This is a genomic window from Chlamydiota bacterium (genome assembly GCA_016178055.1).
GTDB lineage: Bacteria > Auribacterota > JACPWU01 > JACPWU01 > JACPWU01 > JACOUC01.
Genome location: JACOUC010000059.1, coordinates 21,941 through 33,125 on the forward strand (window position 1 = coordinate 21,941; position 11,185 = coordinate 33,125).

The window sequence follows — 11,185 nt, forward strand, 5'->3', positions numbered from 1 at the left end:
GTCATTTTGATTTTTAATTTTTGATTTTTGATCTAGAAAGGAGCCGTATGCTGAATAAAAAAATTATTTCTTTTTCGATTATTTTTGGATTTTTGGTTTTGGGAGGGGGAATTTTTCTAAAAAGTTTTCCTAGAATCCATCATCAAAAAAGTGAAGCAGCGGTTTTCTATTGCCCGATGCATCCGACTTATACCAGTGATCGGCCGGGGGATTGTCCCATTTGTAATATGAAACTTGAGAAACGTGAGCAAGTGCCTTCAGAGGAACCTAAAACTAAGGGGGAAAATTCAAAGCAGGAAAAGAAAATTCTTTATTGGACTGATCCGATGATGCCGGATTTTAAGGCCGATAAACCGGGCCAGTCGCCCATGGGCATGGATTTGGTTCCTGTTTATGAAGAAGAAGGGGGTGTGATGGAGAGCGGACAGGTTCCAATGGGATATTCGTCTATTTTGCTCAGTCCTGAAAAGATGCAGCTTGTTGGCGTTAAGACGGCCCAAGTCAAAAAACAGATTCTTTCTAAAACCATTCGTACGGTGGGTCGCGTGAAGGTGGATGAAACTAAAATGGTTCGTGTTCATCCCAAGGTGGAAGGATGGGTCGAAGCAATTTTTGCGAAATATGAAGGGGATAAGGTTAAGAAAGGACAGCCGCTTTTTTCTTTTTATAGTCCCGATTTTGTAACGGCCGAGCAAGAATATCTCACTGCTTTAAGTATTTTAAAAGGAGTAGCTCCTGATGCAAGTTGGGATGTTAAAAAGGATGCCGAGGACAATGTACGCTCTTCCCATCAAAGGCTTCTTTGGTGGGATATCTCAGAGGAACAAATTGAACAATTAGAAAAAAGTGGAAGTCCCTCCAAAACTCTTACGATTGCTTCACCCATCGATGGGGTTGTGATTGAAAAAAATGTTTTTGCGGGAAAATTTATGGAGCGAGGTTCAGAATTTTATAGTTTGGCGGATCTTTCGATTGTTTGGGTCGATGCGGATGTCTATGAGTATGATTTGCCTCTGGTGGCCGTTGGAGAAGAGGGGAGAGTGACTTTACCGAGTGATTCAAAAAAATCATTTCGGGGGAAAATTATTTATATTTCTCCGATGTTGAAACCTGAGACACGTACAGCGGTCGCTCGTCTGGAACTGGATAATTCTGATTTTGCCCTTAAAGCAGAGATGTATGTGAATGTTGAGATTGCCATTGATTTTGGAGAACGTTTAGCGGTTCCTGTCGATGCTGTTTTGGATACGGGGGTGCGGAAAATCATTTTTGTGAGTAAGGAAAAAGGGATTTTTGAGCCGAGGGAAATCACTTTAGGGGTGAAAACGGATCAATGGGTAGAAGTGAAGAGCGGGCTTTCCGAGGGAGAGACGGTGGTCACGAGTGGTAATTTTCTTATTGATTCTGAAAGTCGGCTCAAGGCAGCGATTCAGGGAGTAGAAAATGGGGCGGGAAGCGTGGAGCATCAACATGGTCAATGAATGAGTGTGGTTTTGATTAAAGTTGAAGGCTCGAAGCTCGAAGCTTAAGGCTCGAAGCAAAAGCGAAAACAGAAGGAGTATTTACCTCGAGCCTTGAGCCTCGAGCTTCGAGCCCGTCTCAGAGCCTCGAGCTGATCAAGGGAAGAGAAATAAAGGTTAATATTGATATGAATACATTTAAAAAAGAAACCTTTGCTGAAAAGATTATTGAATTTTCGGCCCGCAATAAATTTTTGATTATTTTTCTTGTTTTAGCAGCGATTGTGGGTGCGATTTGGTCAGCCCAGAATATTCCCCTGGATGCGATTCCAGATCTTTCAGATACCCAGGTGATTATTTATTCCCGATGGGATCGAAGTCCGGACATTATCGAAGATCAGGTGACTTATCCGATTGTATCGGCTTTGCTCGGAGCCCCACGGGTGAAGGCGATCAGAGGTTTCTCAGATTTTGGATTTTCTTATGTCTATGTGATTTTTAAGGATGGAACCGATCTTTATTGGGCGAGAAGCCGAACGCTGGAGTATTTAAGTAAGATTACCCCTCGTCTTCCGGAGGGCGTCAAGACAGAATTAGGTCCGGATGCAACGGGTGTGGGATGGGTGTTTCAATATGCCCTCGTGGATACGACGGGAGAACATGATCTTCAGGAGCTGAGAACCTTTCAGGATTGGTATTTGAGATATCATCTCCAAAGTGTTCAGGGCGTTGCGGAGGTGGCGAGTTTGGGAGGATTTGTAAAGCAATATCAAGTCACCCTCGATCCCAATCGATTACTCGGTTACAATATTCCTTTAAGTCGTGTGGTCGAGGCCATACGCAAGGGGAATCAGGAAGTAGGGGGGAGGCTCTTAGAATTTTCAGGGGCCGAATACATGGTTCGAGGCCGGGGATATGCAAAGTCCATCGGTGATCTTGAAAAAATTGTGGTGGGGACAGATCAAAAAGGGACGCCCATTTTGGTGAAACATCTTGCGACCGTGAGTTTGGGGCCTGATATTCGAAGAGGTTTGGCGGATTTGGATGGGAAGGGCGATGTTGTCGGCGGGACCGTGATCATGCGTTATGGGGAGAATGCCCTGAATGTGATCAAACGGGTTAAGGCCAAATTAAAGGAGGTAGAATTATCTTTTCCTCATGGAGTGAAATTAGAAGTGACCTATGACCGTTCGAATTTGATTTCAAGGGCCATTGAAACCTTAAAACATCAGTTGATTGAAGAAATGATCATTGTGAGTCTCGTCATCATGCTTTTTCTGTGGCATATCCCTTCAGCGGTGATTCCCATTCTGACCATTCCCATTGCGGTGTTTCTTTCTTTTATCCCTCTTCTCGGTATGAAATTAACCTCTAACATTATGTCCCTTTCGGGTATTGCGATTTCTATCGGGGTTCTGGTCGATGGGGCGATTGTGGAGGTGGAAAATGCCTATAAGAGGCTGGAACAATGGGTTAAAGGGGGTAGAAAAGGGGATTATCATGAGGTTCGTTTACGTGCCCTCAAAGAAGTGGGGCCTTCGGTATTTTTTTCTCTTTTGGTGATTGCGGTTTCCTTTATTCCCATTTTTACCTTGGTCGATCAGGAAGGTCGCCTTTTTAAACCTCTAGCTTGGGCCAAAAATTTAGCCATGGCCATTGCCGCTATTCTTGCGATAACACTAGACCCTGCTCTGCGGATGCTTTTTACGAGAATGGAACCCTTTAAATTTAAACCGTCCCTCCTCGCAAGATTTTTTACGACGCTTGCGGTAGGTCGATATTATCCTGAGGAAAAACACCCCATCAGTAAAATTTTATTTCGGGTTTATGAACCGGTTTGTCGTTTTGTGTTAAAACATCGCAAAACAACCATTATCGCGGCACTCGTGCTGGTGGCATCCACCCTTCCCATTTATTTAAAATTGGGTTCAGAATTTATGCCTCCGCTCTGGGAAGGGGATATTCTCTACATGCCAACGACTTTGCCGGGAATCTCAGTTACCGAGGCCCAAACCCTTCTTCAAAAGCAGGATCAGATTTTAAAGAGTTTTCCGGAGGTGGAAAAAGTCTTTGGTAAGTCCGGCCGCATGGAAAGCTCGACCGATCCTGCCCCCTTTTCGATGATGGAAACGGTCGTACTCTTAAAGCCTCAAGATCAATGGAGGAAAATTGATCGGTGGTATGCTTCTTTTCCTCAATTTCTGCAAAGGCCTTTTCGTTCGGTTTGGCCGGATCACATCTCTCATGAAGATTTGGTGAATGAAATGGATCGGGCCTTGAAAATTCCAGGGACGACAAACGCATGGACGATGCCGATAAAAAATCGCATTGATATGTTGACCACGGGGGTACGGACGCCGATTGGAATTAAAATTCTGGGAGCGGACTTAAAAAGAATAGAGGAAATTGGAACACAATTAGAACTTATTTTAAAGGATGTAGCGGGAACACGCAGTATTTATGCGGAGCGGGTGGCGGGGGGTTATTTTCTTGACTTTGACTTAAAACGGGAAGAACTGGCCCGTTATGGCTTGTCGATTTCTGATGTTCAAGAGATGATTATGACAGCGATTGGGGGAGAGTCGGTGACCACCCTTATTGAAGGCCGAGAACGTTATTCGGTTAATGTGCGTTATTCAAGGGAGCTCCGAGATGATATTGAAAAGCTGAAACGGGTTTTGGTTCCGACCCCATTCGGTCCTCAAATTCCCTTGGCTGAACTTGCCGATATTCATTTTGTCCAGGGCCCTGCGATGATTCGAAATGAGAATGGGCTTTTGGCCGGTTATGTTTATGTGGATATGTCAGGCAGAGATATTGGAAGTTATGTGGATGAGGCGAAAAGCATCGTGGCTCAAAAACTTAGGCTTCCAGATGGATACGGGCTTTTATGGAGCGGTCAATATGAAAACATGATTCGGGTGAGGAAACGGCTTAAAGTGGTTATTCCTCTGGCGATTTTGATCATTTCATTGCTGCTTTACATGAATACTCAATCGATGGTGAAAACAGGGATTGTCCTCTTGGCTGTTCCATTCTCTCTGATTGGGGCTATCTGGCTGCTTTGGATTTTGGGGTATCACATTTCGATTGCGGTCTGGGTTGGGATGATTGCCTTAATGGGACTCGATGCCGAAACGGGTGTTTTTATGCTGCTTTTTTTAGATCTTTCTTATCAGTATGCTAAAGAAAAGGGAAAAATGAATAACGCATCCGATTTGACCGAAGCGATTATCCATGGAGCGGTGAAACGTGTTCGCCCCAAAATGATGACGGTGATGGCCGCCTTTATGGGACTGGTTCCCATTATGTGGGCCACAGGAGCGGGTTCCGATTTAATGAAGCGCATTGCGGCTCCCATGGTGGGGGGACTAGCGACTTCTTTTATTTTGGAACTTTTGGTTTATCCCGCGATTTATGCGGTCTGGAAATGGCATTTTGAGGTGAAAAAGGGAAAGGAGAGAAGCAACTGTTCCAGCTATAACCTAAATAGTATTAACGATGAGAAAAATGATGAGAAAAAACATTTTTAAGTTTGGTTTATGGGGCGCTTTTATTTTTTTCATTAGCTTATCGATAGGAGGAGCCGCGAAGGCTGAGAATGTAGCCTCCTCGGCCTCGGAGTCTTTGACGGAAGAAGCGGCTATTCAGAGGGTCATGCAAAATAATTATGATCGTAAATCTGCTTTAGTCAGTATTGAAATTGCCAGACAAGAGTTAATGAAGGCGGGGCTTTGGCCTAATCCTGAAGCGGAATTTTCACTCGTGACAGATCGGTTCTACGCGGATCAAGGAGAAGGGAGTCGCGAGTTTGGCTTAAGCCAGGCACTTCCCGTCAGCGGACGGATTAATTTTCAAAAGAAAGTAGCAAAGCTTGGCATCGAACGCGCCGAGTGGCAGGTCAAGGATTTTGAAAGACTTCTGATTGCCAGTGTGAAAAAGATTTTCTATGAAATCCTTATTTTGCAGGAAAAAGAAAAGGTTTTAAGTTCTTTGGTTGAGTTGAATGAAAAGCTTCTCGAAGTCGTTCAATCAAGATTGAGTCACGCCGAGGTTTCCCAAATAGATCTCAGCCTTACGAATGGAGAACTTCAAGTCGCTCGTCAAGAACTTTTTGAGGCGAAAGCGCTCCTTTATGAAAAAAGGGCCACATTGAACAGGCTCATGGGCCTGCATTTCAACGAGCCGTTTGTCATCCAGTCAGGCTTAACAACCGTTTTTTCCGAGACCTTGGATCTGGAGAATCTTATTGGAAAAGCCTTGGAAAATCGCCCCGATCTCAAGGCGAAGGCGATAGAAGAAAAAATGGGCGAAGGCGCCCTCCAGCTTGCGAGAAAAATGCGAATTCCAGATATCACGGTCGGGGGTTTTTATCAGAAGGAAAAAAGCCGTTTCGAAGTGGATGGAAAATTAGAGATGGACGACGACAAGCTGATCGGTTTTAGGGTTTCATTACCTTTGCCTTTGTTTGATAGAAAACAAGCGGACATAGCCGAGGCCAACGCAGAGAAAAAGAAAGCGTCTATCGAGATTTTAGATCTCAAAATTCAGGTGGAAGAGGAAGTGGCACAAGCCGTGATTCGTGACAATGCTTCTAAAGAAATTCTTGACTCTTATGGAAACGGTGTACTCGAATCAATCGAAAAATCAGTTCAATTGATACAGGATGCCTACGCTCAGGGTCAGGTTAGTTTTTTGGATGTGGTTCAAACGCAAGGCAAATTTAAGAGTATCCAGATAGCCTACCTGGGTGCGCTTCAAAATCACAAAGAATCGCTTATTGAGCTTGAGGTGGCGATGGGAATGGATTTGAAAAATGAAAAAGAAGGGAAGAATCAATGAAAATTCAAAAAATAATTCTTAGTCCTTGGGTGGTGATCGTCGTAGCAACGCTGTGTTTAGCTTTACCGAAGCGATTGTTCGCCCACGGTGGGCAAATCGAAACAGGCGAAGGGGGCGGCGGGCCTGTGAAATTGACGATAGAGCAGCAGACGGTCATCGGCCTCGAGACGGTGACGGCACAACTCCGCGACATTGACGCTGTTCTGGTGCTTAACGGAAAAGTAAAACTCAATCCGAATCTTCACGCGCACGTCAGCACGCGTATCGAAGGCCGCGTCGAAAAGCTTTATGCCAACGTAGGTGACAAGGTCGAGAAAGGAGAGAGGCTTGCGGACATCCAATCGCGGCAGATCGGTAATCCGCCTCCCATCGTCACGCTCGAGGCGATAGTCAGCGGCGTGATCAATGACCGTAGTGTCACCCTCGGGGAATCGGTGGAGCCGAATAAGGAATTATTTCACATCATTGATTTGTCTGAGGTCATCGTCGAGGTGGAAGTGTATGAAGAAGACATTGGCAAGGTGAAACCTGACCAAGCCGCCCGCGTTCGCGTACTGGGATACCCGGGCGATATCTTCAAGGGAAAAATTACGTTTGTCGGTGTAGAACTTGACCCAGAGAAACGCACGTTGCCCGTGTGGGTCACGGTGAAAAATCCAGACGGCAAGCTCAAGCCTGAGATGTTCGCCAAGGTCGCGGTCGTGCTTGAGCACAACGAGGGCGTGCTCGCTGTCCCGAAGGAAGCTATTCTGGAAGAGAGTGGCGAAAAATTCGTCTTCGTGCAAGCAGGTGACTCGTTCAACCGCGTGGATGTGCAGACGGGCGCCGAGGACGACCGTTTTGTCGAGATCAGGGACGGACTCGTACCAGACGATGTTGTGGTGACCGATGGCAAACGCGAGGTTTATACCCAATCACTCATGGCCCGTGGTGTAAGACCGCCCACCGATACCGATTAGCGAAGGGAATCCTCATGTTTAATAAAATCATTCTATGGTCGCTGAACAATCGCATGATCGTTATGGCCGGGCTGGTCGTGTTTTTGGTGGCGGCCACTTACACGACGATGCGTATGCCGGTGGATGTGTTCCCCGAGTTTGCGCCGCCACAGGTCGTGGTCCAGACCGAATCCCCAGGGCTCCCTCCCGAAGATGTTGAGGCGTTGATCACCTTTCCTATTGAAAGTGCTGTCAACGGCACGCCGGGCGTGGACAAGGTGCGTTCGGCTTCATCGGTCGGACTGTCCACGGTTGTGATCGTATTTCGTTGGGGGACGGACGTGTATGTGGCAAGACAATTGGTGAATGAACGAATCCAATCCGTCCGCGAGCGGTTTCCTGTTGGCACACGTGCGCCTGTCATGTTGCCGATCACCTCAGCCGTCGGCTGGATGATTAAATATAGCCTTGAGAGCGACACGCGCTCGCCGATGGAGTTGCGCACAATTTCCGATTGGCAAATCCGCCCGCGCATCTTGGCTCTTGGAGGTGTTGCATCCGTCGTTGCCATTGGCGGTGATGTAAAACAATATCAAGTGCTCTTAGATCACGATCGCTTGCGTGCCTATCACGTGAGCATAGCCGAGGTACGCGAGGCATTAGAGAAATCCAACATCAACGTTCCGGGTGCGTTCTTGCAAGTACCCACCCAGGAATATGTCGTGACGGGTGTGGCGCGGATTACCTCGCTTGATGATTTGCGTAATACCCTTATTAAATTCGTCAAAGGAACGCCGATTATGGTGAGAAACGTAGCGGACGTGAAGTTCGGAGGTGAGATTAAGCGTGGCGATGGCGCGATCAATCTAAAAAACGCGGTCATTGGCACCATCTCCAAAGCCTATGGTGCAGACACGTTGGCCACCACCTACAAGTCGGAAAAAGCGCTGAGCGACATCCAACATCAATTACCGCCCGATGTAAAAATGAACATCAGAGTATTTCGTCAGGCGGATTTTATCGAAGGTTCGATCCGTAACTTAAAGAAAGCACTTCTCGAAGGCGGAATGATCGTGACGGTGATCTTGTTCATCTTTCTGATGAACTTCCGCGCGTCGTTCATCAGTTTTCTGGCGATGCCCACATCGCTGTTGGCAGGTGTCATGGTGTTGAAATGGTTCGGCGTGAGCCTCAACTCGATGACTATCGGCGGTCTGGCCATTGCCATTGGCGAGGTCGTGGATGACGCGATCATTGACGTAGAAAATGTGTTTCGCCGATTGCGCTTAAACCGTGAATCGCCAAATCCCGAGCCGATTCTGGACGTGGTGTTCAAAGGCTCGACCGAAATCCGAAACTCTGTTGTGTACGCGACGCTCATTGTGGCCATCGTATTTCTGCCGATATTCTTTCTCTCGGGTCTGGAAGGCCGCATCTTCACGCCGCTTGGCATTGCTTACCTCGGCTCGCTCATGTGCTCGCTTATCGTTGCGCTGACGGTGACGCCCGTGCTCTGCTACCTCCTGATTGGACAGACAAGAAAGGAATTGCGCGAAAGTTTTATTGCCCACGCGCTCAAGAAACACTACGAGCGGTTGCTTCATTTCACGCTGCGCCACGTTTGGCCGGTGGTGATTGCCACGTTGGTTCTGATTGGCGTGGCGATCATGATGATCCCATTTTTTGGCAGGTCGTTCCTGCCGGAGTTTCACGAGGGAAATTTCATCGTTGTGCAAAGCACATTGCCAGGTACATCGCTCGACGAATCCATGCGGCTCGGTTATCAAGTGAGGCAGAAATTGCTGAAGTACCCGCAGGTGGTTTCTCTTTCGCAGCGGGCAGGTCGCAGTGAGCTTGACGAAGACGCGCAGCCACCCAATTTCAGTGAGTTCGACGTGAAGCTTGATTACGACCGCGACAAGAGAATGTCACCTGACGAGTTATTACGCCATATTCGCTCTGATCTGTCGGACATCCCTGGTGCGATTTTTAATGTCGGCCAATTCATTTCGCATCGCATGGACGAAATTCTGTCGGGCATTCGCGCTCAGGTGGCGATCAAGATTTATGGTGATGACCTGAATGTGTTACGGCAAAAAGGGCAGGAAGTCTTGAAGGTTATGCAGACCCTTCAAGGGGTCGAGGATTTGATGTTGGAGCAGCAGATCAATGTCCCTCAAGTGACGATTAAAATTGACCGCGAGAAAGCCAGCCGCTATGGCCTGAAGGTGGGCGAGTTAGCGGAGTCGATTGACACGGTGCTCAACGGCGTCACTGTTTCCCAAGTGCTCGAAGGCCAAAAGTCTTTCGACCTGTTTGTGCGCTTAGAGGACAAGGCGCGCAGCGACCTTGAGTCCATCCGCAACATCCTCGTGGACGCACCTGCCCTGCAAGTGGAAGGATCACATGGAGAGGCGAAAATCCCCCTGCGCGAGGTCGCTGACATTCACTTCGAGGAGCGACCGTATTTCATTAACCGCGAAGACGTCCAGCGGCGCATCGTCGTCTCCTGCAATGTGGCGGGGCGCGACCTGAACAGTCTCATCAGTGAGGCACAGAAAAAAATCGGCGCAGAAGTCGTTCCGAAACTCCCGGCGGGTTACTTCATCCAATACGGTGGCCAGTTCGAGAGTCAGCAACAGGCGCAACGGATTTTAATCCTGTTCGGCATCGGCGCGGTGGTAGGTATTTTCCTGATGCTGTTCCAGGCGTTTGGCACGACGCGCGAAGCGCTCTTGGTGATGCTCAACCTGCCGTTGGCGCTCATCGGCGGCGTGGTTGCGATTTTTCTCACTGGCCGTGACATGAGTGTTCCGGCAATGATCGGATTTATCAGTCTTTTCGGCATCGCCTCGCGTAACGGGATCATTCTGATCAGCCATTACAACCAACTTCGCAAAGAAGGCCAATCGCTCGCTGACACTGTTATCCATGGTTCGCTTGACAGGCTCAACCCCGTGCTGATGACTGCTGCCACTGCTGCATTGGGTCTTGTGCCTCTCTTGTGGGGTGATGCGACTGGCAAAGAATTGGAGCGACCCCTTGCGCATGTGATCCTCGGAGGACTCTTCACCTCGACCTTTCTGAACATGGTCTTAATTCCAACCCTGTACAATAAGATTGAAGTGATTCGTGAAAAGCAAATCAAAAATAAACAAAAAAAAGGAGATTAATATGAAAACAAAATGGTTCATCATCCCAACATTGAGTATGGCGCTCTCCGTCGTCCGGTTGACGTCAGCAGCTCTAGAACACGAACATAAAGAAGGTGAAGGGGAAATCCCTGCTACCCTTAGCGGCATCTGGGCTGAAGTGAAAGAGCATGAGGAAGAACTCGGGAAAATCATCGCCGACAAAAAGCTAGACAAGGTGCACGAAGTCGCTTTCGAAATCCGCGACAGGGTGAACGCCCTGCCTGACAAATCCATGGATTTGGCCTCTGACAAACTGGCCAAGGTTAAGTCCAACGCCAAGTTCGTGGCCAACCTCGCCAAGCGCCTCGACGATTCCGGCGACGCCGGCGATCAAGTCGCCACGGAAGCCAACTTCAAGAAGCTGCAGGGCCTCTTGAAGACCATCGAAGCCCAATACCCGGCGGGTGTACTTTCGCAAGCGAAGGGAATGATTTACACCTGCCCGATGCACCCGGAAGTAAAGCAGGATAAACCGGGTTCTTGTCCAAAATGTGGGATGACGCTTAAGACAGGGGAAGACGCTTCTCACGATGAAATGAACGAAAAGGCCCAGTAAAATTAAACATAGGAGTTAGTCCCTACGGGACTCATTTCTATGCAGTTTGTAAAGAATATCTTTGGCGTCACCTGAAAAGGCTTTTAAATAGGGCGTTTGCAGGTGTTTCGCTCCAAGTCCAACTTTTTATTTTAATGCTAAAAATATTCACGTTTTTTGTGAATATTTTTAGGAATAACCTGGACAACCCTATGA

Annotated in this window: 6 protein-coding genes; all 6 read left to right on the forward strand. The window is 47.7% G+C overall.

Annotation, left to right across the window (positions count from 1 at the left end; translation table 11 throughout):
- The first annotated feature begins 47 nt into the window (after positions 1 to 47).
- The 6 genes from HYS07_08880 to HYS07_08905 all read left to right on the forward strand — a co-directional run bounded on the left by HYS07_08880 (position 48) and on the right by HYS07_08905 (position 10,990).
- Entirely contained in the window at positions 48 to 1,481 is a 1,434-nt protein-coding gene (locus tag HYS07_08880; GenBank protein MBI1871291.1) for an efflux RND transporter periplasmic adaptor subunit, read from the forward strand.
- A gap of 167 nt (positions 1,482 to 1,648) precedes the next feature.
- The gene (locus tag HYS07_08885) at positions 1,649 to 4,993 is read left to right on the forward strand and encodes an efflux RND transporter permease subunit (protein MBI1871292.1); all 3,345 of its coding nucleotides are present in this window, start codon (positions 1,649 to 1,651) and stop codon (positions 4,991 to 4,993) included.
- Entirely contained in the window at positions 4,971 to 6,302 is a 1,332-nt protein-coding gene (locus HYS07_08890) for a TolC family protein (GenBank protein ID MBI1871293.1), read from the forward strand. The genes HYS07_08885 and HYS07_08890 overlap by 23 nt, the downstream gene beginning before the upstream one ends.
- On the forward strand, positions 6,299 to 7,261 hold the full coding sequence (locus tag HYS07_08895) for an efflux RND transporter periplasmic adaptor subunit (protein ID MBI1871294.1): 963 nt from the start codon (positions 6,299 to 6,301) through the stop codon (positions 7,259 to 7,261). The genes HYS07_08890 and HYS07_08895 overlap by 4 nt, the downstream gene beginning before the upstream one ends.
- A 14-nt stretch (positions 7,262 to 7,275) precedes the next feature.
- On the forward strand, positions 7,276 to 10,413 hold the full coding sequence (locus HYS07_08900) for an efflux RND transporter permease subunit (protein MBI1871295.1): 3,138 nt from the start codon (positions 7,276 to 7,278) through the stop codon (positions 10,411 to 10,413).
- A gap of 1 nt (position 10,414) precedes the next feature.
- Positions 10,415 to 10,990, forward strand: coding sequence for a hypothetical protein (locus tag HYS07_08905; protein ID MBI1871296.1), 576 nt, complete (start codon positions 10,415 to 10,417; stop codon positions 10,988 to 10,990).
- The last annotated feature ends 195 nt before the right edge of the window (positions 10,991 to 11,185 follow it).

Coding starts and splice junctions, on each gene's coding strand:
- HYS07_08880 (MBI1871291.1), top strand. CDS start 48: ATGCTGAATAAAAAAATTATTTCTTTTTCGATTATTTTTGGATTTTTG.
- HYS07_08885 (MBI1871292.1), top strand. CDS start 1,649: ATGAATACATTTAAAAAAGAAACCTTTGCTGAAAAGATTATTGAATTT.
- HYS07_08890 (MBI1871293.1), top strand. CDS start 4,971: ATGATGAGAAAAAACATTTTTAAGTTTGGTTTATGGGGCGCTTTTATT.
- HYS07_08895 (MBI1871294.1), top strand. CDS start 6,299: ATGAAAATTCAAAAAATAATTCTTAGTCCTTGGGTGGTGATCGTCGTA.
- HYS07_08900 (MBI1871295.1), top strand. CDS start 7,276: ATGTTTAATAAAATCATTCTATGGTCGCTGAACAATCGCATGATCGTT.
- HYS07_08905 (MBI1871296.1), top strand. CDS start 10,415: ATGAAAACAAAATGGTTCATCATCCCAACATTGAGTATGGCGCTCTCC.